Annotated in this window: 22 protein-coding genes and 1 pseudogene; 4 read left to right on the top strand and 19 right to left on the bottom strand. The window is 60.6% G+C overall.

Translation table 11 applies throughout. From position 1 onward, the window contains the following. Positions 1-78 precede the first annotated feature (78 nt). Positions 79-1182 carry a DNA topoisomerase IB gene (locus AC0L2L_RS20815; RefSeq protein WP_473580770.1) on the bottom strand — a complete coding sequence of 368 codons (1104 nt, stop codon included), beginning with the start codon at positions 1180-1182 and terminating at the stop codon, positions 79-81. Positions 1183-1452: 270 nt separating this feature from the next. Between AC0L2L_RS20815 and AC0L2L_RS20810 the strand changes: the two genes are divergently transcribed. Next, on the top strand, positions 1453-2820 hold the full coding sequence (locus AC0L2L_RS20810; RefSeq protein WP_473580769.1) for a PAS domain S-box protein: 1368 nt from the start codon (positions 1453-1455) through the stop codon (positions 2818-2820). 435 nt (positions 2821-3255) lie between these two features. Here the strand turns inward: AC0L2L_RS20810 and AC0L2L_RS20805 are convergent, their stop codons facing one another. From AC0L2L_RS20805 to AC0L2L_RS20780, 6 genes and pseudogenes are all read right to left on the bottom strand, one after another. Continuing rightward, complete coding sequence (locus tag AC0L2L_RS20805; RefSeq protein WP_473580767.1) at positions 3256-4167, bottom strand: aldehyde dehydrogenase family protein; 912 nt, start codon at positions 4165-4167, stop codon at positions 3256-3258. 74 nt (positions 4168-4241) lie between these two features. After that, positions 4242-4520 (bottom strand): SDR family oxidoreductase, encoded by a 279-nt coding sequence (locus tag AC0L2L_RS20800; protein ID WP_473580765.1) that lies wholly within the window; start codon positions 4518-4520, stop codon positions 4242-4244. Continuing rightward, positions 4496-4678, bottom strand: coding sequence for an SDR family oxidoreductase (locus AC0L2L_RS20795; RefSeq protein WP_473580763.1), 183 nt, complete (start codon positions 4676-4678; stop codon positions 4496-4498). The genes AC0L2L_RS20800 and AC0L2L_RS20795 overlap by 25 nt, the downstream gene beginning before the upstream one ends. A 77-nt stretch (positions 4679-4755) precedes the next feature. Continuing rightward, a pseudogene (locus AC0L2L_RS20790) lies at positions 4756-4980 on the bottom strand (SDR family NAD(P)-dependent oxidoreductase); the annotation flags it as partial. Positions 4981-5214: 234 nt separating this feature from the next. Next, a complete protein-coding gene (locus AC0L2L_RS20785) occupies positions 5215-6135 on the bottom strand; it encodes an NADP-dependent oxidoreductase (RefSeq protein WP_473580762.1) in 921 nt (306 codons plus the stop codon). Positions 6136-6297: 162 nt separating this feature from the next. Continuing rightward, a complete protein-coding gene (locus tag AC0L2L_RS20780) occupies positions 6298-7791 on the bottom strand; it encodes an FAD-dependent oxidoreductase (RefSeq protein WP_473580760.1) in 1494 nt (497 codons plus the stop codon). Between the two features lie 504 nt (positions 7792-8295). Between AC0L2L_RS20780 and AC0L2L_RS20775 the strand changes: the two genes are divergently transcribed. After that, positions 8296-8940: a redoxin domain-containing protein gene (locus AC0L2L_RS20775; RefSeq protein ID WP_473580759.1), complete on the top strand. Its 645-nt coding sequence runs from the start codon at positions 8296-8298 to the stop codon at positions 8938-8940. Positions 8941-9080: 140 nt separating this feature from the next. On the opposite strand, the gene AC0L2L_RS20770 is transcribed toward AC0L2L_RS20775, so the two are convergent. The 12 genes from AC0L2L_RS20770 to AC0L2L_RS20715 form a co-directional block, all read right to left on the bottom strand. Then, positions 9081-9296 (bottom strand): hypothetical protein, encoded by a 216-nt coding sequence (locus AC0L2L_RS20770; protein ID WP_473580758.1) that lies wholly within the window; start codon positions 9294-9296, stop codon positions 9081-9083. Between the two features lie 750 nt (positions 9297-10046). Then, positions 10047-10388 carry a hypothetical protein gene (locus AC0L2L_RS20765; RefSeq protein ID WP_027168601.1) on the bottom strand — a complete coding sequence of 114 codons (342 nt, stop codon included), beginning with the start codon at positions 10386-10388 and terminating at the stop codon, positions 10047-10049. Positions 10389-10390: 2 nt separating this feature from the next. Beyond that, positions 10391-10753, bottom strand: a complete 363-nt coding sequence (locus AC0L2L_RS20760) for a hypothetical protein (RefSeq protein ID WP_473580756.1) — start codon at positions 10751-10753, stop codon at positions 10391-10393. Further along, a complete protein-coding gene (locus tag AC0L2L_RS20755) occupies positions 10750-11970 on the bottom strand; it encodes an Nramp family divalent metal transporter (RefSeq protein WP_473580755.1) in 1221 nt (406 codons plus the stop codon). The genes AC0L2L_RS20760 and AC0L2L_RS20755 overlap by 4 nt, the downstream gene beginning before the upstream one ends. Then, entirely contained in the window at positions 11967-12401 is a 435-nt protein-coding gene (locus tag AC0L2L_RS20750; protein WP_473580753.1) for a hypothetical protein, read from the bottom strand. Before AC0L2L_RS20750 ends, AC0L2L_RS20755 begins: the two co-directional genes overlap by 4 nt. A 522-nt stretch (positions 12402-12923) precedes the next feature. Further along, entirely contained in the window at positions 12924-13904 is a 981-nt protein-coding gene (locus AC0L2L_RS20745; RefSeq protein ID WP_473580751.1) for an alpha/beta fold hydrolase, read from the bottom strand. Positions 13905-13984: 80 nt separating this feature from the next. Further along, positions 13985-14233, bottom strand: coding sequence for a hypothetical protein (locus tag AC0L2L_RS20740; RefSeq protein ID WP_473580750.1), 249 nt, complete (start codon positions 14231-14233; stop codon positions 13985-13987). Positions 14234-14313: 80 nt separating this feature from the next. After that, the gene (locus AC0L2L_RS20735) at positions 14314-14631 is read right to left on the bottom strand and encodes a hypothetical protein (RefSeq protein WP_473580748.1); all 318 of its coding nucleotides are present in this window, start codon (positions 14629-14631) and stop codon (positions 14314-14316) included. 528 nt (positions 14632-15159) lie between these two features. Beyond that, positions 15160-15768: a LysE family translocator gene (locus tag AC0L2L_RS20730; protein WP_473580746.1), complete on the bottom strand. Its 609-nt coding sequence runs from the start codon at positions 15766-15768 to the stop codon at positions 15160-15162. Positions 15769-16091: 323 nt separating this feature from the next. Next, positions 16092-16316 carry a hypothetical protein gene (locus AC0L2L_RS20725; RefSeq protein ID WP_473580744.1) on the bottom strand — a complete coding sequence of 75 codons (225 nt, stop codon included), beginning with the start codon at positions 16314-16316 and terminating at the stop codon, positions 16092-16094. 22 nt (positions 16317-16338) lie between these two features. Then, a complete protein-coding gene (locus AC0L2L_RS20720) occupies positions 16339-16617 on the bottom strand; it encodes an usg protein (RefSeq protein WP_473580742.1) in 279 nt (92 codons plus the stop codon). Positions 16618-16624: 7 nt separating this feature from the next. Then, positions 16625-16972, bottom strand: a complete 348-nt coding sequence (locus AC0L2L_RS20715) for a hypothetical protein (protein ID WP_473580740.1) — start codon at positions 16970-16972, stop codon at positions 16625-16627. A 325-nt stretch (positions 16973-17297) separates the two neighbouring features. Between AC0L2L_RS20715 and groES the strand changes: the two genes are divergently transcribed. Beyond that, positions 17298-17612, top strand: coding sequence for a co-chaperone GroES (gene groES, locus AC0L2L_RS20710; RefSeq protein WP_473580739.1), 315 nt, complete (start codon positions 17298-17300; stop codon positions 17610-17612). Between the two features lie 56 nt (positions 17613-17668). Continuing rightward, complete coding sequence (groL, locus tag AC0L2L_RS20705) at positions 17669-19297, top strand: chaperonin GroEL (protein ID WP_473580737.1); 1629 nt, start codon at positions 17669-17671, stop codon at positions 19295-19297. The last annotated feature ends 1361 nt before the right edge of the window (positions 19298-20658 follow it).

Raw genomic sequence — 20658 nt, 5'->3', positions numbered from 1 at the left:
TTGTTCCGCCTTCACACCGCCCCTGATGGCGCCGGACCGCGGCAATCCAAAGTCGACGCCATAGTGGGACAAGATTCGCTACGAGGGCGGCGCGAGATACGAAGCTTCAGATGTCTCCAAAAAGCGGAGCACCAGCGCTTCCCATTTGTGCAGTCGCTGCGGCGGCTCGCGTAGCCGTCGCTCGATCTTATCGAGTTCGTCGCCCAGTCGACCGGCATACCAGGCATCGATCACAAGCGGGTGGACATAGCACTTACGACAGACGGCGCGGGTGTTGCCGAGCTTTGCGGCAACGGCGTCTATCGCCATGTTCATGGCGATCGCCGTCTCCCGCTTAGTCTTCGGAAGCTCTGTTTGTGAAAGAATTTTCGCTGCGCGAACCGTACCCGCCCAGGTCCGGAAGTGCTTGGAACTGAAATCAGCTTTGCTGGCGCGGCGAATGTAGTCATTGATGTCGTGCGAGTGTATTGCTTTGCGGGACCCATCTGTCTCTACATACTGAAACAGGTGCTGCCCCGGAAGGTCCTGAGCACCCTTCACGATCTTGGCAATCCGGCGGTCATGGATCTTGAGCTTCCATTCCTTGCCGGATTTACCGCGAAAAGCGAAACTAAGCGTTGAACCGTCGATGGTCGCATGATGGTCGCGCAAGGTCGTGAGCCCAAAGCTGTTGTTTTCATGCGCGTAGGCCGGGTTGCCGACCCGGATAAGTGTCTTATCGAGAAGCCAGACGACAGAGGCTATTACGCGTTCCGCTCCCAGGCCCTTCTTGCGCAAATCGGCCTCGATGTGTCGTCTGAGACGAGGCAGCGCATGGGCGAAGGCCGTCAGGCTGGAATATTTTGCTTCGTCACGAAAAGCCATCCATTGGGAGTGATAGCGATATTGTTTGCGGCCACGATCGTCGCGGCCGGTTGCTTGGAGATGACCCTTGGGGTGTGGCGAGATCCAGACGTCGCTCCAGGCCGGCGGGATCGCGAGCCGGCTAATCCGGTCAAGAACCGCCGGGTCGACAATCCTGTCACCCTTTGGACCAATGTAGTGAAAATACGGACCATTGCGTCGGCGCCGGATACCTGGCTCGAAATCACTGCAATAGACCAACGCAGTGGCTTGCGCCACGGCGGTCGCAACTTGCGCATCATAGCTGGCCTGCTCCCGGGCGGATTTCAGTGAATGCATTTTGCCGGCATTCGTCGAGTGAGCTCGGGGACCAGGAAACGGGGCAATATGTTCGATCGGCGACACCGCGGCTAAACGCCAATCGCCACGGCTTGTTCCGATCAATGTCTAGAGGGGGACGGTTCCCACCTCGAATTTCGAGATCTCGGTCGGTGCCGAGAGTCCTCGGCAACAAAATTTGCCGCATGGGCATCATGGAACCGAAGCATATCAGGCGCTTTGGGGTCTTAGCGGTTTGGTGGACCACCATCCTTCGCATGCGAGACAGACATGGATCTCACGCCCTACGTCGGCAACTCAACCGACTTGATGCAAGGTTTGCCGGTTGCCGTCTATATCACGGACAAGGATGGCTACATCACGTACTTCAATGAGTCGGCTGCCGAACTTTGGGGGCGTTGTCCAGTGATCGGGGCGGACAGGTGGTGCGGTTCGTGGAAGCTCCGTCATCTCGACGGAAATGCCATGGCGCATCGGGATTGTCCCATGGCGGTCGCGCTGCTGGAGGGCCGCAACGTCCACGGCGGCAAGGCTGTCATCGAGCGCCCGAATGGCGAGTTGATCCCGTTCTGCGCACATCCGATCCTGCTGCGCGATGCGACGGGCAAGGTCGAGGGCGCGATGAACACTTTGCTCGACCTGCGGACGCAAACACGCGCCGACGAATCTGACATGCGGCTGGCCGCCATCGTCGAGTCTTCGATGGATGCCATCGTGTCGAAGGACATGAACGGTATCATCACCAGTTGGAACGAGGCAGCAGTAAATCTATTCGGCTATACAGCCGCCGAGGCGATTGGCCGACCGGTGACCATGCTTATTCCCGCGGACAGGTTAAGCGAGGAGACGGCGATCATGGCCCGCCTTCGCAAGGGCGAACGCACGCCGACCTACGAGACTGTCCGGCTGCGCAAGGATGGGACCCAGGTTCCGGTCTCGCTTACCGTCTCCCCGATTCGCGATGGCAGTGGAAGAATTGTTGGTGCCTCGAAGATCGCGCGCGACGTCAGCTCCTATAAGGAGAGCGAGCGGCGCATCCGGCTTCTCATGCGGGAAGTCAATCACCGCGTAAAAAATCAGTATGCGGTGATCATTTCAATGGTACGCGAGATCGGAAAGCTGACGAGCACGCCGGAAAGTTTTGTCGACCAGGTTCGGAGGCGCATCACGGCACTTTCGCAATCGCATGATCTCCTGGTCGAAGGCGGCTGGCAAGGTGCAGCTCTGCAAGAGTTGATTGAGGCACAGCTCAAGCCATTTGTCGCTCACTCCCGGCTATCAGTGACCGGTCCCGCAATCTTGCTGGGATCTAACGCTGTGCAGTATCTGGGCATTGCATTTCATGAACTGGCCACGAACGCTGCCAAGTACGGAGCCTTATCCCGGCAGGCCGGCCTGATAGAGGTTCAATGGGAAGTAGCCAAGATTGCCGAAGGCGCCGACACATTTCGGCTGATGTGGCGGGAATCCGGTGGGCCTGCGATCAAGCAATTCGATCGCCAGGGCTTCGGCACGCTCGTCCTCAAACGCGTGGCCCCGCAGGCGATTGACGGATCTGGTCAACTGGAATTCAGCGAGTCCGGCCTTGTCTGGACGCTGACCGCCCCGCTGCGATCGGTGCAAAGCATCTCGGAATGAGCTTCACAAAGTTAGCCGTTGCCGATGCCGCCATTGCGAATTGAAGCATGGATAGCCTTGTCAACGATCAAGAAGGATCTGCCACAAGGTCCTTGGATTGGATCGCAGTGCCGAATTGCAAAAATGGCATTGTTGGCCTGAGCTATTTGTAGAGAGAGTCCGCCACGGTGAGGGGGCGGACTCTCTGGTGACGCGGGGTACTGGCTGTTGGGTGAGCCGGACGTCACCTCGTGATCCAACTTGCGGGAATTCGCTTTGTTCCAGCCGAACTTGCAAAACCACTGAATGTGCCGCGATGCGAATTTTGGAGCCATCTCGTTCGGCCAGGACACCTGATCGACGGCATAAACGGCGCGACTCTCGCCATGGCGTACCGCCTACCAGGGGCTTGGCATGTCGCCACTCCACGCGCGAAAGCGCCGCTAAGTCTGCGCCTCAAAACCGAAACGACGCGGCAAAGCGAAGCGATCCTGCATTGGTGTCGTGGTCACTCCGATCGGGCGCCTGACTGGGCATGCACGGGAGAACCATCACTTGCAGCGACCACGACGGTCTTGATGTTGACGAACTGCTTGATCCCGTAATGCGACAGCTCGCGGCCAAAGCCGCTCTCCTTAACGCCACCGCTTGGGGTCCGATTGGACAGTAGCGTTGACGAACACGGAGCCGGCGTCGATATCGCCGATGGCCAGACGCTCGCCGCGCGACTGCGCGGCCTGCAGGGCCGCTGCCGGTGAGAGTGACGGCGCGTATCCGCGGATCCTCGACGATACTGTCCACGGCACTCGAACCGACCATCAGAGTGCGGAAGAGATGTTCCGGGAAGCTCGCTTCGCGGAATACCTCCTCGATCGCCAGCGCGCAGCCCGGAACGTTCGACGAATGCTTCAGGATCGACGCATTCCCGGCCATGAGCGCCGGCGCGGCGAAACGGAATACCTGCCAGAACGGAAAGTTCCAGGGCATGACCGCGAGAATGACGCCCAACGGCTGGAAGACAACGGAGCGCTTCGGAGGTCGCGCTTCGATCATCTCAGGCGCAAGGATCTTGACTGAATTGTCGGCAAAGTAATCGCAGGTCGTCGCGCATTTCTGCGCCTCTGCCACCCCCTGCCTGACAGGCTTGCCCATCTCTTCTGCCATCAGCCGTTCGTAACCCTGCGAGCGGTCGCGAAGCAGGCCGGCCGCTGCCCGCATAAACCGCGCCCGTTCGCCGAAATCGCGGTGCCGCCACTCGCGCCAGGCCTCGTGGACGTTGGCAATGATGTCAGCAATCGCGGCCGCCGAAGTTTCTTCATAGCTCGCGAGAGTTTCGCCGGTTGCCGGGTTGATCGAAGTGAATGCCATCAGCCGGACTCCTGCATACAGTTAGGCGGCGATAGCGAAGAGCCATCGCCATTGCGTGCCGCTTCGGCTGAGATTCAGTGCAGCCGGTTCTGGGTCGCCTTGTTCCTCAGCCCGTCATGGCTGTGTCGCAGCGGCAGCGAAGGTTTCGGTTGCGTCGCAAGCTCCGCAGGGACGATTTGGCCGGGCCCACCCTTGGCGATCGTCGTGCCGCCATCGACATACCAGAGAGCGCCGGTCACGTTGCTCGCTTCGTCCGAGGCAAGGAAAGCATAGACGTTGGCGATCTCCTCGGGCGTGCCACGACGTCCGAGCACCGTGCCGGCAACCGTCATCTTTTCCATCTGCTCGTCCATGGGGCCGCTTTCCTTGTGCGTCCAGGCCGTACGACGGGGCCGGGACAGACGCAGTTTGCGCGCACGCCATATTTGGTTTGCTCGAAGGCGATGCCGCGAGTGAAAGCATGGACGAAGCCCTTGGTTCCGCCATAAGGCGCGTTGTTGCCTTCACCCATTTCGCCGGCTTCGGAACCGCATTGAGCACGGCACCGCGTGTCTCCTGCAGGTGCGGCAGCGCGAACTTGGTCATCAGGAATACGGAGCGCATGTTGTCGAGCATGGTCCGGTCGAAATTTTCCACCGAATAGTCCTGACACTCTGCCACTTCGAGAAAGACGCCGGCATTGTTCACGAGAACGTTGAGCTTGCCGAAGCGGTCGATCGCCTTGTCGACACAGGCGCCGGCCGATTGCTCCTCGGCGAGATCGGCGAAGCACACCTCCGCCTGCCCGCCATTGTCGCGAATGACCCGAGCCACATCTTCTATAGGATCGTCGGGCAAGGCTGCGAGCACCAGCCTGGCACCTCCCGCGCGAATTTGTGCGCGATCGCCTCGCCGATGCCTGCGCCCGCTCCCGTCACGATTGCAACTTTGCCGTCCAGTCGTCCTGCCATCGAAGAATCTCCTATCTTTTGAGCCTCGCTCAAGGCCGCCTGTTCTTCACAACAGAGATCGGTGGGTCGCCGTCGGTGGGCCGGGGCGTTTCCGCCGCTATGCGACCTTCAGAACAACCTTGCCGCGGACGTGCCCCTCTTCCAAGGCGCGTTCAGCGTCCGCCGCCTCGCGCAGCGGAAAAATCTTGCCAACCTCGACGCGGACAGTACCCTCGTCGATCAGCCGCCCGATCTCGGCAAGCTGAGCACCGTCCGGCTTGGCCATGTAGTGGGTCCCACGAGCTTTGCGCTCGGCGGCTTTTTCCTTCGAGGGTTGCTGCAGCGTCGAGACAATGGTCCCGCCCTCCTTGAGAACCGACCAGGAGCGCTCCTGGGTCTCGCCGGCGACGAGATCATAGACAAGATCGACATCGCGCACCGCATCCTCGAACCGCTGGTTCTTGTAATCGATGGCCTCGTCGGCGCCTAGGCTCTGCACGAAGTCGATGTCGCGCCCCGAGCATGTTGCGAATACCGTCGCGCCTCTTGCCTTCGCGAACTGAACCGCAAAATGGCCGACACCGCCGGCGGCGCCGTGAATCAGTGTCCGCTGGCCTGCGCTCACGCCGCCATGGTCGAAAATGCCCTGCCACGCGGTCAGTGCCGCCAACGGAACGGCCGCCGCATGCAGATGATCGAGCCGTTCCGGCTTGGCCGCGCAATCCTGAGCCTTGGCGGCCACGAACTCAGCGTAACCACCCCGGTCCGGTGTCAACATCGCATGGACCGCATCGCCCGGCTTGAAAGCCTCGACATTCGGCCCGCATCGTTCGACCACGCCGGAGAAATCACGCCCGAGTGTCAGAGGCAGGCGATCCTCCTCAACATAGCCGCCGTTGCGGATTTTGTAGTCTACCGGGTTGACGCTCGCAGCATGTATGCGAACCAGAATCTCTTCGGGCTGAGGCTCGGGCGTCGGCGCCGTCTCGAGCGTCAACACCTGCGGGCCGCCAAATGCATGGATACGAACACTCTGCATTCCGGTACTCCTGTCCGTTCTGTGCTCCCGCCGCCGAATTTGCCGGCCTAACTGCCGATAGGAGAATTGGTTCCGGGCGCCCGGCCGCAGAGCCGCCAAAGCTGTTGGCGTCAAAGGGGACCGATCCCGTCATTATCACCGCTCCTCCCGGGCATCAGGCCTTCAAAGGGCAACCGGTTGGAGCGGCTTTCTGGCGGGGCCATGAATGAGCGATCCGTCCGCCGCGAAGATCGAGCCATGGCACGGGCAATCCCATGTTCGATCAGCATTGTTCCAGCTCACCGTGCAGCCCTTATGCGTGCAGACTGCTTCGACAGCATGCAGCGCGCCGGATTTGTCGCGCCAGGCAGCTATCTTTCGTTCGCCGTTTACAACGACACCGCCTTCTCCGGGCGCGATTTGATCGAAGCTTTCGACAATCGACCGGCTATCCCCATTGACGTGAAACTTTTCGTCGTAGGGTCGCGCCGGATCGTAGAGCTTATCCCAGGCACACGACCGGCCTAAAATGCGCTCGGCGATCAGTATTCCGGCGGCAGTCCCGTTGCTGATGCCCCAGGCGTTGAAGCCGGTTGCGACATGAAAGCCTGGTGACTTGCCGGGATCAAGCTCTCCGGCATACGGCACCCGATCCGGCGTGTCATAATCTTCGTTGCACCAACGCCACGCGACATCGCCTACAGGAAGGTTGGCGCGCGCCCAAGCTTCGAGCTCGACGAACCGTCGAGCCACGTCGCCATCCTGACCGGTGTTGAATTTCGGCCCGAGCACCAAAAGCAGCGGCCCCTTATCGTCGCGGCCGGTCCGGATGGACCGGGTCGGGTCGTCGATGCCGAGGAAGAAGCCCTCGAAGGCTGCAGGATCCTCGATGCGAAAAGCCATGGCCGTGTGGCTTCGCGGCTGTGTCCGGTTCGCCATCCCGACGGGGCTCTTGATCGTCATGTTCGTGGCGACGACCACGTGCTCGGCGCGCACGGTTCCGTCGTTCGCCGCAACGCGCCAAGCGTTTTCTTCGTCGATCGACGTCACGCGGCTCGCTTCGAAAATGCGACCGCCCAACTTCTCGACCGCCAGGGCAAGACCGACCGCGTACCGCGCGGGGTTAAACTGCGCCTGGTCGGGGAACCGCAACGCACCGGCCGTATCGAAAGGAAGCGGGGCGCGGTCGACCACTTCGGCATCGAGGCCCATTTGCCGGGCTGCTTGCGCTTCGGCCGCGATATCTCCGCGCCGGGCGGCATCGGTGGTATAGGCGTAGGCCGGCATGGTCTCGAGATCGCATTCGATCCCATGCGCACTTGTCCAGTCGAGAATCTGGTCGACGCCGGCACGATTGGCATCGGCATAGTTCTGTGCCGCCGGCCGTCCCAGATTGCGGATAAGGTCGTGATAGACCAGGCCGTGCTGGGTCGTGATCTTGGCGGTCGAGCGGCCGGTCACCTGACGGCCGACACGCAACGCCTCCAGGAGGATAACGGAGCGTCCGGCTTCGCAGAGCCGCAATGCGGCGGTCAGCCCAACGATACCGGCCCCTATTATGACGGTCTCGGCTTTGATGGAGCCGGTGATCGGCGAGTAGTCGGTCTGCCTGGCCGTTGCTGTCCAGCAGCTCGCATTCTGGCCGCCGAGCGATGCGGTTTTGGTTACGTCTGTCATTCAATTTGCCATAACGTGTTGCCGCGCGACTTGTCTCAACCGACTTCGGCTTGGCCTGCATGCTCCTATTCGGATCAGCCGCATGTCGAGATGCAGCCTGGCGTCCATTCAGCTTTTCGCGGCGTCCTGGTTCGCTTTCAATTTAGCTGCCTTCTGCTCCAGGTTTTTTCATCGTTGCCATGCCGCGCTACCAACTCACGGGTTTGCTTCATGCTGAGGCCGTATTGGCCGGCTAGCGCCTGCGCCCGAAATTTGTGGAGACGGCAACCGATACGCGACCCGCATCAGTTTCGCTCTCACCTGCCACCACTGGCATTCTCCTTTGCAGCATAAACAACAGTTTCACAAAGCCGCTGTTCCATTCCACGAAAGCAGCGGTGAGCGGCCGAGCGCGAAACCGGCATGCTCAGCCACGAGGTTCCACCTCTTGCGCCGCGCAAATCCTAGGAACAAGCCGCAGCCACGCGGGTTCGGTTCGTGTCCCAAACACATAGGAGAATTCTGATGAGACAGGATATATCGGCTGGAGCGAAATTCCCGGATTATGTTCTTCCCGACCACACCAAGACACCTCGGCGCCTATCAGACCTGCAAGGCGACCAGCTTATGGTCATTGTGCTGACGCGCGGCTCGTTCTGCCCGAAGGATCGTCAGCATATGCTCGAACTCGTGCGCTTCCATCCGCAGTTCGTCGTCGGCTACACCCAACTTGTCACTATCACAACGGACGACTGGCATACCACGAACAACTACCGCCAGCAGACCGTGGCCTCATGGCCTTTCCTCTATGACGAGGAGCGGATCGTGCAGAAGGATCTGGACATCAAGGAATATACTGACACGTCGCACGACGTGATGATCCCGCACACAATCGTGCTAGGCCGCGATCTGAAAGTATTCAAAATCTATAATGGCTATTACTATTGGGGACGACCATCTGCGTCGGAGTTGCACGCCGAGCTGCGCGAGTTGGCGCGCCAGACCTATCACGATTGGGACATTACCGACCCCGAACTACGGCAGAAATGGAAAAGCGGCGACAAATCAGACTTCTATCCCTATGGAGACAATTCAATCTCAATGGACGAGCTGATGCTACAAATGGCGGGAGCGGTCGATCAATTCGCGGGCAGGCCTGACAAAGGGTGAAATCGTCCGCCCACGATTTCAGGCAATGCGTGTCTTACCCCAGCGTAGCCACGGCAGCGCGCGAGCACTCTGGGCCAGCAGCTTGCAATGCCAGCCGGCCCGCCAAGAAGGCGAGTGTCCCAGCTCAGATCGGGAGCGGTTCACCGCCGGTGCGCAGGCCGCGTGTCGCCTTTTCTCTCCGGATCATGGCTATGATGCCGGTCGCGCTCGCCGCCACCACCCGACACACCGCTATGGCTGCGCTGATCGGAATCCGCCGGCGGTTTTCTGATCTTCAGCGGAGCTTTGGCGTTCTCGTGAGCTGCGCCCGGGCCGCCTTGCCTTACGCTCGCGGGCGTCTTGCTGGATGTCGACATGTTCAACGGTCCTGCTGACTGCGCTGTGGAGTGACGTTCACCTTGGTATTGCCCTGGTGCCCGCGTTTCTCTGGATCTTGAACTGGAGATCCGCCCTTGCTCTTCTGATCAAGCGGCGCCTGTTTCGAGTCGCCGGGACCCTTCGGGCTTTGGTTCCCGGGAGGTGTAGGTGGTGCTTTGCCGGTCATTGGAACTCCTTCCTGACTCGAAGCGTGAACGGCGAGGCCGAGGCGATGGTTCCGGAGGCATCCGCGCAAAACGGCTGGCGAAGTGTTACGTTGCCGTCCGTAGCGGTCCTGAGCTGGATATGAACGCCTTGCGACTGTAGTCCCAAGGCCGAAAGCATTGGTCCCAATCCCGAAACATAAGCCGGTGAAGCTCATTTGGTTAGGAACCGGTGAGCATCAGTCCCTTTGTCGCCGGTTCACAAACACCCGCCGCTGTCTGCGAGACGGCGGGTGTTTGTTTGCGGGAGTCGCACATGCAGTTCGGCGAAATCATTGCGAACCTATTCGCAGCCCTTCTCCTGACATGCTTGCTCGCAATCGTGTTCTCGCTGGCCGGCAGACCACTCTGGCCAGAACAAGAGGCGAAGATGACCGTTCTCTTGCCGTGGGACGTTATGACCACAGCATCCGTCCGGGCGCCAACTCACCCGCACTTGCCTGACACCTTCGACACTCGACTTTTGCAGCCGAGACCCGAGCGGGATCAATAGTTGGTTGACTTCAGCTCTGTCTGACGAGCATTTCAGCGCGAAGTTTTTCGTCGTTGGCTTCCGGCCTTAAAGCCGGAAAGCTCTTGATCCGAGCAGAGCAGCCTCGGGCGTGCCGGATCGGAAATATCGATCTTGTCCCAGGGAATGCGGTAGAGACCTTCGCGACGCCGCAGCCCGAAGAAGTCGAGCAATGCAGTGCCGATGGTCGACGCCGACAGGCGTTCGAAAGCGGCGAAGATACCGACGTGGAATTCAGTCACGACGAGGTCTTCGCCATCCCACTCTGCGATGATCTCCTCGATATAGCCGATGCTCCTGTCGCGTTCGGACAACAGGCGCCTGCCGGCCAGATGATCGAGATTGACGGTCGCCATCGTCAGGCCCCCGGAATCCGGCCGATGACGTGTTCGCGCAGCCAGTCCTGCCAGGCAAGGATTTTGGTCTGGCGCACGTCGATATCGAATTCGATGTCGACCCCGATGTCGCGCACCTTGTTCCACGCGATCCGATGCGGCCGTGTCTGGCGCTTGCCGCTCAGCCTTGCCACGAGCCGCGCGGCCCATCGCCCGGCCACAGCACCAAGCCGTCGCCCCAGCGCGATGGAGCCAAGTTCGACGGCAATGACCCTGGGCGGCTTTGCTTGCCTCAGCTCGGCGACCAGCCCATCCACCTTGCCGATCTTGACCTGCTCGCGATCGACGACCTGCTTGTCCAGTATGTCGCGCAGCAGCTGCATCATGCGCCTCCGAATATCTGCAGCGGAATGGTCACCAGCGCCAGCACGAAGCCTAGCGCGATGATGAAGATCACGGCCGCGTTCGAAATGACGCCGTTGCAGTGCTCGCCGACATAATGGTCATCATTCAGCAGGAAAAGGAACGGCACCACGGTCAGCGGCAGGCTGGCCGCGGTCAGTGCCATTGAGAAAATCGTGAGCTTCAGCGGATCGAGACCGAGCGCTATCGGAACGGCGGCGAGGAAGACGCTGAGCGTGTAGACGAGGCTGAAGCCAGGATCGTCGCGGGGCTTGAGGTCTTCGCCCCACGTCCAGCCGAATCCCTGAGCGACAAGATAGGCTTGCTGCAACGCCACCTCGAGCGCGGCACCGAAGCAGGCGATGGCCAGCGAAACAACGAAAAGTACGAAACCCCAGAAGCCGAATATTGGGATCAGCATCAGAGGAAGCTGGTTGTAGTCGTCCACCTGGGTCACGCCATGAGCGCCAAGCACAAGAGCCGCCACGATCAGCACGCCTACAGAGATCCCTCCGCCGAAACTCATGCCCAGGCCGGCAATGGCCCGGTTGGCGCCGATATAGGTCTTGTCCCATTGGTCCTCGATTCCTCCCGAAGAATAGAACATGAAGAGGTAAGGCGATATCGAGGCGCCGAGAATGCTGACGGCCATGAACCAGTATTTTGCCGTGTCGTGCTGCGGCAAATTAGGCACGGCACCGGTGGCCACCTCCTTCCAGTCGGGGTGAAGCATCACGGCTGCCACGACGAAGCACAGTGTGACCAGGCCAAGCATCGACATACCTTTTTCGATGAGGCCGAACGTGCCTTTCCACAACAGCAGCCACACGAAAAACGCCACCGGCAACGCCCACCACTGGAAGCCAATACCGGTGGCAAGCTCGGCCGCGATGGCAACGCCGCCTATTTCCGCGGAAAGCACCAGAAAGTTGACAAACAAGGCTGCAAGCAGAGGCCAGATGAACGCGTTGAAGCCGAACCTTTCGCGGATGCCATCGGCGATAGTGTGATGACTGACGGCAGCGAAGCGGCCGGCCATCTCGACCAGGAAGATGATGCAGATGGTGCCGAGCACGACCGCCCATACGAGTTGGAAGCCGAACAGCGCGCCGGCCTGTGCCGCAGTCGCTATCGAACCGACCTCCAGAAAGCCGCCGACGCTGGTCACGACACCAAGCGAGATCTCCAGCAGCTTCTTCATCGGTCCGGCGAGAAATATTGCCGATAGGCGGTGGCGAGATCGCTTTGCGCGGTGCGAAGCTCCCGTTGCGCCTGACCGGCCTGCGCGTGCTGCTCGGCCTCAACCGCGGTCTGGGCCCGCTTTGCCGCGCTCGACAACCGGCCGAGCGCCGTGCTTACCGCCTCGCGCCTCGCTGGATCCGACGGAGAGACCGACTGCACCTGCCGGCCGGCGTCGGCGAGTGTCTCGGTGAAGGATTGCAAGGCAGAAGAGGCGTAGCGGGGTGGCGCGGCGCCCGAAAGCCAGGCATCGGTCACCATCACGGCCGCCTGCGCCGTCGAGCTTGCAAGCTTGATTTGCTGTTCGGCGGTTTCAGATGAAGAACAGGAGGTTAGCGCCAGTAAGAGCAGCGGTAAAAAGGCGCGGCTTAGCCGAACGGCCGAGCCGACCATCTTCCTCTCATTGCAATTGCTTGAAATCATGAAGATAAAGGCCGCAACCACAGGAAAGTTCCTCCCGTGTTCAGGATTTGCGGAGCCGAGGCTTGCCTGGTTCCATGCCGCCCTAACTTCGCTTGTTCTTCAGCTGTATCAGGACGGCCATGAATCGCGACACCTAGCAACGATGTTGCCCGAGCGCGCCAGAAGCTGGGCAATCGCGCTCACTGACCAGAAAAGCGTGACCGGCACAGCGGCAGAGCGCGCGTTCGGTCCATGGCTGGCGGCGCAGCTACGGGGCGGATCCCGATTGAGCGATTGGATGTGAACTACGCGTTCGCCATTCTGCTTCGACTCGTTCGGGATGTATGCGCAAGCCTGCTGCAATGATCGTGAATACAAAGATGCTTGGAGGCGATTTGACCAATTCGCGTGAGGTCGCAATCGATGCGGCAGCAGGGCCTGTTTCCGACATCGTTTGGCTAATCTTCGGTTGGCGATCGATCATCTGCGCGCCAGTCTCCAGCCGAGGTGGAGTTAGCATTGGTTCCGACTCGATTCCGGCCTCTCATTGGCGCTGGCAAAGGCGGCAACCTTGTCGATCATGGCGAGAACCGCCGGCGGCTTGCTTTGATGTACCATGTGTCCGGAATCCAAGACGATATCCAGCAGCGAGTGGCTTATCTCGGCTTGCAGCCGCAGCGCCTCGGCCTTGGCGTCGAACAGTTGATCGCCAGCACCGGCAATTATCCCGACAGGGACGGCGATGTCGGCGTATCGACGATTTGGGAATAGTGCCGACACCAGCATCAGGAAAGATTCCGCAGAGATGGACCGCAGCTGCGAGGGGCGGCTCGCCAACTCTCTTGTCATTGCCGCGAAAGGCGCCGCTATCGTTGCCGGATAGAAAATCTTCTTCATCGCCCAGCGCCAGTTCAGCCTGACCAGCGAAGGCAGCACGGTGTGGCGCAACACCGTCCCGATCAGCGGAAGCGCTGGCAGCGCGGAGATGGCAAGAGCCAGCTGTGGCGGTGGGTAATGATAACCAGCGACGACAACAATACCGGTGACGAAGCGGGAATATCGACGCGCCATCTCGAGCGCCACGGCGGCCCCCCAGGAATGGCCGACAACGACGTAGCGCTCGATGCCAAGCTTCGCGGCCGCGGCCTGGATGAGATCGGCCTGGGCGCTGGCGGTCCAAGGTCTGCCTGCCGGGCGTGGGCTCATGCCGAACCCGGGTCTGTCGAAGGCAAGTACGCGATATTTGGCAGCGGCTTTGTCGAAGATGCCGCTTGTCGTGAAGTCTTCCGCCGAAGCGCCATTGCCATGCAACAGCAGCAGCGTTTGCCCATGGCCTGCCTCCAAGAAATGCAGCTTCGTTCTGCGGAGGTGGATGAAGCGCCCGAGCGGGCGTCCAGCCAATGCCCGTCTCGCAAGCAGGTTGTTGTACAGGGCCAAGCCAACCGTTGCCGCCGCAAGCAACAGGACGGCTTTCTGTTTGGGCTTTGCGGTCACGATTGCAAGGATTCGAGGGCGGGGAGGCCACCAGCAGGGCTTAACGATCCTCGGGGGCGCGGCGTCACTGATGGGCCGGTTCAGGCCGATCCTTTCTGGGGCAGTTCGGTCTCTTCCTCGACCTGATTGCGTAGCGCCTGGCGTCCAGATTTCGCGTTCTCGGTGTCAGCCGGCTGCTTTTGTCGATCGAGTTCATGATCCACCGTCTTGCGAGATCCCTCCACGGGATCTTCTTGCGGCAAACGTTCGTCCGTCGCCGTTTGCCGGACGGGCTGACTGCTGCTAGATCCCGATCTGGCAGGGTTCGCTTTCTCATTAGACTTCGTCATCGATACGTTCTCTGTTTCGACCGATTATCTGTCCGCCAAACCTTTGGCATCGGTGTTTGTTCCGGCATGCACGCAGATCATTACTGCGGGCCCTCGGCATCCTCCGAAGTCTCATGTCCAGGCTCGGCTGCTTCCAGTGCATCGATGACTGGTGCCAGTGAATTCTCCTCGCCGAGATCCGCCTCCTCGTTTCCGTCGCCGGTTCTATCGAGGGCGCGCTGGATGGCGTCGTCAATGTTGCCGAGCTCCTGCTCCCGCACTTCGCGCCCGTAGCCGGCGGCATCGGCATCCTGCTCGAACTGCTGGGCCAGCATCGGAACGCTGACCTCGGTGTCGGCCGGCAAGTTGCCGACATTCTCTTCCAGCCAGCTGCGCAGGAATTCTTTCGTCGCATTCATGGAGCACCTCCTCGCAGCAAGTTAACCGGGCCATGGCGCCGAGGTTCCGATGTGACTACAGGAGTTGAAGCGCGCCTCGGGATGCCGCCGTTCGGTCAGCGGCCAGCCATCCCCATTCACCTGTTGGAATGAGAATTAATGCTACCATCAATATCTTGGGCAGCAGCGTGCCGGCCGCTCCCCGATGCGTTTCGGTGGCTAGACGCGAGGCCAAAAAACATTTTCGAAGATCACGGGCGTGATCCGTTTCTTCTGCGCCGAATGCGGAACATCGATCGGCTTCCACGATGAAAGTTTGCCAAACGAATTCTACATCTCGATCGGCTTCATGGATGCTTCGGAGAAATTCCCCTCAGGCTCGGGCCTATTGGGAGATCCGCCTGCCCTTCATTGTTATGAATGACTGCCTGCCTCGACTCGATGGGTACATTCGGGTGCGGGACCCCGCTCTAATGAAATTTAGGTTTAGGGAGCGGCACTGCTCAGCCGCGCGAACGCGACATCACGCTGATTGATCTTTGGATGCTTCTAGCGGGTTGCGCCGCCGCCGACCATCATTCTCAGCCCAAGCCCCACGATGAAGACGCCGGCGATCCGCTGCTGCCAAAGCCTTGCTCTGGGCCTTGCCATAATCCAGGTCCCGACGCTCCCAGAGGCCAAGGCATAGGCGCTCAACACCAGTACGCCAGTTGCCTTCTGAGTTGTTCCGAGCATCAAAAGCTGCAGCGCTACCGAGCTCCCGTGCGGGTCGACGAACTGCGGGAGGAAAGCGACCATGAAGGCGATCGGCCATGGATTGATCAGATTGGCGATCATGCCGTCGATTGCCGCAGCAAGTGGTCTGATGGGACGTTTGTTTTGCTCGACGGAAGCGTCGCTCGCCGAGAAGATCAGCCGTGCGCCCATCCAGACAAGATAGGCCGCTCCCATCCATTTAAGCGCAGCGAATGCAATCGGCGACGCTTTTATGAGGGTTGTAACGCCGAGCGCGATAAGAGGCAGTTGCACCATACCCGCTCCAACGGTCATACCCAGCACCGTGAGCAGAGCGACCGAGCTGCCTTGCCCGATGCCGCGCGCCATTACGAGCATGCTATCTGGCCCGGGCGGCATCTGCATCAGGATGACCGTTCCCACGAACGCTATCCAGTGAACGGGATCGATGACGTATACCTCCCCTGGCCGACACCCACTGATTGGAATTTAGCGCACCGCCTGCAGCGATCAACGAGTCGACCTAACTGGCACGCCAACGTCGCAGAAGTCGTCATTCGCAACTGTCTGATATGCTGGCCATACCAAGAGTTTGATCACCGCCTCACAAGCCTCTTCGGAGGCGCTACAGACGGCGTCTTGGATCATAGCATTGAGCGGGGCAAACCCTCCGTCGTGTCATCACAATTACGACTTGAGGTCCCCTGAAAACCGAGCGAACAGAGCGTGCATACTGATCAGAACGCTTAAGGTGTCTCCTGTTTCGGAAGAAAACGGATAGCTGCAGCACGCCCGGCGCACGATGTGTCGGGTGACTGTGCAAGGTTGGCGATGAAGTCTTCGGCGATTTTGGAGCTGCACGGACTGAACGCCTTGACGTTGTGACCGATAGGCCCGAAGCCGCCTGAAAACTCACCCTCTTCTTTTGCATGCACGCGGGCAAATGATGAATTGAAGGCGGCCGCAAACACGACCGCCTTGGGGACCCGATTTTCAATGGATCGCTATGATCCCGTCGACGGCCCGCCATTCCGAAGGCCTGATGAGCCGATGATGGGCGACACGCACCGAGTGCAAGGCGCCCGCCAGCTCGCGCTCCCAAAAAACCAGGAAATCCCTCAGCTCCGGAAAACCCGGAGCAAGGTCGTAGTCCTGCCAGACATAGAGTTGAAGCAGACTGGGATGGTCGGGCAGATGGTAATGGATCTCGGCGGTGGTCAGGCCATAGCCATCCATCTGCAAGCGGAATTCCCTGCTAATTGCGGTCGCCATCTCTGCCTCACGCGCTCAGCCGGTCGACCATCTGCCGATGGCCGTGATCGGCGCGGCCGGCAGGCGGCGGGGCAGCAGCATCGAGCCGGCGCAGCGCGTCTATGATCTCGTCGAAGGATACCGGCCGTCCAGCGCCGGGCGGCTGGCGCAGCGCCGGCACCGATTCCACGGCGCAGGCGTCTGATGCCCAGAACGAAAGGATCGCCCGCTTTTCGCATGTGTCGAGCGAGCCGTCCTCCAGCACATCCTTCGGGTGCTGAAAATGGCTGGCCGGTGACAGCAGCCGGTCGAGCGAAAGGTCTGATATTTCGGGAGCTAGGGAAGGAATGATCGGCGAAAGCATCTGTCGGTCCATTTCTGTCCTCCGTCTCTAAAAACTCCTGTTTCGGGTTCCAATTCCTCAGCGGTCCCGGCGCTGCCGGGTACCGGTAATCTTGTTTAGCTCAATCGCGAATTCAAGCCCCTTCTTATCGGAGCGATCCAATTTACCGCATGTTTTCAGTGCGCTAGCACTCAATGACCGAGAGTGCTAAAAATTTTGCCACACCCTCTTGAAAGTAGAAGAAGACAAAATTAGCTCGACATGCGCGCGATGCCGAAAGGGTCGCGCGAGCCCCGCTCCGGTCTGCCGGTCCGGAGCGGAGGACCCTCACAATCTGTTTGTCCAGAAGGAGAACGATATGACGTTCCGTCCATTGCATGATCGCGTGCTCGTCCGCCGTATCGAAGCCGAAGAGAAGACGGCTGGCGGCATCATCATCCCCGATACAGCCAAGGAAAAACCACAGGAAGGCGAAGTCATTGCGATCGGTCCTGGCGCCCGCGACGAGAGCGGCAAGCTCGTGCCCCTCGACGTGAAGGCCGGCGATCGGATCCTGTTCGGCAAGTGGTCCGGCACCGAGATCAAGCTTAATGGCGAGGATCTGCTCATCATGAAGGAAAGCGACGTGATGGGCGTGATCGAGCAAACTGCAACGCTGAAGAAAGCCGCCTGACCAGGACCAATCAACCCAATTCAGTCAATGAAAGCTGCCTAAGAAGGAGTGATCCAATGGCTGCCAAGGAAGTGAGATTCCATTCCGACGCCCGTGAGCGCATGCTGCGCGGCGTCAACATCCTCGCCGACGCGGTGAAGGTGACGCTTGGCCCCAAGGGCCGCAACGTCGTCATCGACAAGTCGTTCGGCGCCCCGCGCATCACCAAGGACGGCGTCACCGTCGCCAAGGAAATCGAGCTTGAGGACAAGTTCGAGAACATGGGCGCGCAGATGGTCCGCGAGGTCGCCTCGAAGACCAACGACCTGGCCGGCGATGGCACGACCACCGCGACCGTGCTTGCGCAGGCGATCGTTCGCGAGGGCGCGAAGGCGGTTGCGTCGGGCATGAATCCGATGGATTTGAAGCGCGGCATCGACAAGGCGGTGGATGCCGTCGTCGCCGAACTCAAGTCCAACGCCCGCAAGATCACTAAAAACGATGAAATCGCCCAGGTCGGCACCATTTCGGCCAATGGTGATGCCGAGATCGGCCGCTTCCTGGCCGACGCCATGGAAAAGGTCGGCAACGAGGGCGTCATCACCGTCGAGGAGGCCAAGACCGCCGAGACCGAGCTGGAAGTCGTCGAAGGCATGCAGTTCGACCGTGGCTATCTCTCGCCCTATTTCGTCACCAACCAGGACAAGATGCGCGTCGAGCTCGACGAGCCCTATGTGCTGATCCACGAGAAGAAGCTCGGCAATCTGCAGGCGCTGCTCCCCGTGCTCGAGGCCGTCGTGCAGTCCGGCAAGCCGCTGCTGATCATCGCCGAGGATGTCGAGGGCGAGGCTCTGGCCACGCTAGTCGTCAACAAGCTGCGCGGCGGCCTAAAGGTCGCTGCCGTCAAGGCTCCAGGCTTCGGCGACCGCCGCAAGGCGATGCTGGAGGATATCGCCATCCTCACCGGCGGCACGGCCATCAGCGAGGATCTCGGCATCAAACTGGAGAATGTCACGCTGGAGATGCTCGGCCGCGCCAAGAAAGTGGCGATCGAGAAAGAGAACACCACCATCGTCGACGGCGCCGGCAAGAAGGAGGAGATCCATGGCCGCATCACGCAGATCAAGGCCCAGATCGAGGAGACCACCTCGGACTACGACCGCGAGAAGTTGCAGGAGCGCCTGGCCAAGCTCGCCGGCGGCGTCGCGGTGATCCGCGTCGGCGGTGCGACGGAAGTCGAGGTCAAGGAGAAGAAGGACCGCGTCGATGATGCTCTGCACGCCACGCGCGCCGCGGTCGAGGAAGGCATCCTGCCCGGCGGCGGCGTTGCCCTGCTCAGGGCCGCACGCGCGCTTGACGCGGTCGCAGTCGACAACCCCGACCAGCGATACGGCGTCGATATCGTGCGGCGCGCGATCGAGGCGCCGGCCCGCCAGATCGCCGAAAACAGCGGGGCGGAGGGCTCGATCATCGTCGGCAAGCTGCGCGAGAAGACCGACTTCGCCTATGGCTGGAACGCCCAGACCGGCGATTATGGCGATCTCTACAGCCAGGGCGTGATCGACCCGGCCAAGGTCGTGCGCACTGCGCTGCAGGACGCCGCTTCCGTCGCCGGCCTACTCGTCACCACCGAAGCGATGGTGGCCGAGAAGCCGAAGAAAGAAGCCGGCCCGGCGATGCCAGCCGGCGCCGGCATGGACTTTTAAGACGCTGACGAAAAGCCCGCTCCTTACTAGGGAGCGGGCGCTTCACCAGGAGCAATGGGAGGCCTGCATGAACGTAATGAATGGCAACGGATCGATTCCGGCGCCGACACATTCGGCGAGCGAATTCCTCGCCTATGAAGCCGAATGCCGAAGCGCGTTGAAGCCGCTGCTGACCGGCTTGCTTGACACGGCCGAATCGGCCGGATGGAACCGGCGGACCGTCGCCTCGACACTGATGTTCCTTGCAGCACAGCAGATTTCCGCGGAAACGTCGGCGCCAGCTGACCGAATCGGACCTCACCTCCGCTGGCGGGGTCCATTCGATTGCACCGAGACAGTCTCAATGTTTCGCGGGGAACAGGATCAACCATGATTGCAGGACGGCTGCGAGAATACCTGAGGATCTTGAGGTGGGAGGCCGCCGACGTGGCGCAGGAGCTCGACTGCCCGCGCAACGACGTGGTACGCTGGCTTGAAGGACGCGCGCCGGTGCCACTACCCGTCGCCGCCTGGTTCGAAGCCCTGGTAAAGGCGCACAAAGGACTGCCGCCGCCTGATTTGAGCCCCCCGAATTTCGCGGAAAACGCTAAGTCGCCGGGCCCCGTGGTTGTCTCAGCCTTCGCTGCCGGGATCCCTCCGAAGCCGTTTGTATAGGCTGCAATCTCCTTAACCACGCCGCCGCCGGAACGGCGTTTAATCCAGTGCGCTTTGTGCTTCACGGCTTGCGGCCGATCACGGCGCCGTTCACGGCGGGTGCGTCGAATCGGACCGTCTCGAGGTGCTTAAATCCGGCATCCTGAAGCCCCGCCGAATATTCGACCGGGGTGGTTTCGTCCTTCCGTCTCGATCGGCATGCTGAGGAGCGGTCGGCGCCGGTCCGGGTTTTTCCTCATTGACGAGAAGCTCGCTTTGACGGCCGCGCCGCCTCTTGGCAACCCTCGAAGACCCGGCGCAGCAGGGCGCGGTTCTTCGTCTCGTTCCATTCGTGCAAGATCATCGACAGAAGATGCACGGCGGTTGGTCCGTAGGGACGTGGCTTTTAGCGGGTGGTCCGTCCAGCGACACGTTCTTGTATGGCCTATCGAACAGAAGGAGCCCGACCAATGTTACTGCGAGGGCGATCGGGACAAGGTTCCCGCGAAGAAGGAGCGCTCCGATGGAAGGAGCTGCCGCCTGGTTGCGAGATGTAGACCGGGGCCGTTCAGTCAGACCTGATAGAAGTCGCGATACCATTCCACGAAGCGCGGAACGCCGATCTCGACCGGGATCCTGGGTTTGAACCCGATCACCTCTTCGAGCGAGGTCACGTCGGCGAAGGTTGCCGGCACGTCGCCCGGTTGGAGCGGCATCATGTTGCGGAT

This window comes from Mesorhizobium sp. WSM4832 (assembly GCF_055811115.1).
Note: the sequence above shows the minus strand (reverse complement) of the source record. Positions and strands in the feature narration are given on the sequence as shown.

Bases quoted from the DNA above. Each gene is read 5' to 3' on its own strand.
- AC0L2L_RS20815 (WP_473580770.1), bottom strand. From the start codon at position 1,182: ATGCATTCACTGAAATCCGCCCGGGAGCAGGCCAGCTATGATGCGCAA.
- AC0L2L_RS20810 (WP_473580769.1), top strand. From the start codon at position 1,453: ATGGATCTCACGCCCTACGTCGGCAACTCAACCGACTTGATGCAAGGT.
- AC0L2L_RS20805 (WP_473580767.1), bottom strand. From the start codon at position 4,167: ATGGCATTCACTTCGATCAACCCGGCAACCGGCGAAACTCTCGCGAGC.
- AC0L2L_RS20800 (WP_473580765.1), bottom strand. From the start codon at position 4,520: ATGGACGAGCAGATGGAAAAGATGACGGTTGCCGGCACGGTGCTCGGA.
- AC0L2L_RS20795 (WP_473580763.1), bottom strand. From the start codon at position 4,678: ATGGGTGAAGGCAACAACGCGCCTTATGGCGGAACCAAGGGCTTCGTC.
- AC0L2L_RS20785 (WP_473580762.1), bottom strand. From the start codon at position 6,135: ATGCAGAGTGTTCGTATCCATGCATTTGGCGGCCCGCAGGTGTTGACG.
- AC0L2L_RS20780 (WP_473580760.1), bottom strand. From the start codon at position 7,791: ATGACAGACGTAACCAAAACCGCATCGCTCGGCGGCCAGAATGCGAGC.
- AC0L2L_RS20775 (WP_473580759.1), top strand. From the start codon at position 8,296: ATGAGACAGGATATATCGGCTGGAGCGAAATTCCCGGATTATGTTCTT.
- AC0L2L_RS20770 (WP_473580758.1), bottom strand. From the start codon at position 9,296: ATGTCGACATCCAGCAAGACGCCCGCGAGCGTAAGGCAAGGCGGCCCG.
- AC0L2L_RS20765 (WP_027168601.1), bottom strand. From the start codon at position 10,388: ATGGCGACCGTCAATCTCGATCATCTGGCCGGCAGGCGCCTGTTGTCC.
- AC0L2L_RS20760 (WP_473580756.1), bottom strand. From the start codon at position 10,753: ATGATGCAGCTGCTGCGCGACATACTGGACAAGCAGGTCGTCGATCGC.
- AC0L2L_RS20755 (WP_473580755.1), bottom strand. From the start codon at position 11,970: ATGAAGAAGCTGCTGGAGATCTCGCTTGGTGTCGTGACCAGCGTCGGC.
- AC0L2L_RS20750 (WP_473580753.1), bottom strand. From the start codon at position 12,401: ATGGTCGGCTCGGCCGTTCGGCTAAGCCGCGCCTTTTTACCGCTGCTC.
- AC0L2L_RS20740 (WP_473580750.1), bottom strand. From the start codon at position 14,233: ATGACGAAGTCTAATGAGAAAGCGAACCCTGCCAGATCGGGATCTAGC.
- AC0L2L_RS20735 (WP_473580748.1), bottom strand. From the start codon at position 14,631: ATGAATGCGACGAAAGAATTCCTGCGCAGCTGGCTGGAAGAGAATGTC.
- AC0L2L_RS20720 (WP_473580742.1), bottom strand. From the start codon at position 16,617: ATGGCGACCGCAATTAGCAGGGAATTCCGCTTGCAGATGGATGGCTAT.
- AC0L2L_RS20715 (WP_473580740.1), bottom strand. From the start codon at position 16,972: ATGGACCGACAGATGCTTTCGCCGATCATTCCTTCCCTAGCTCCCGAA.
- groES (WP_473580739.1), top strand. From the start codon at position 17,298: ATGACGTTCCGTCCATTGCATGATCGCGTGCTCGTCCGCCGTATCGAA.
- groL (WP_473580737.1), top strand. From the start codon at position 17,669: ATGGCTGCCAAGGAAGTGAGATTCCATTCCGACGCCCGTGAGCGCATG.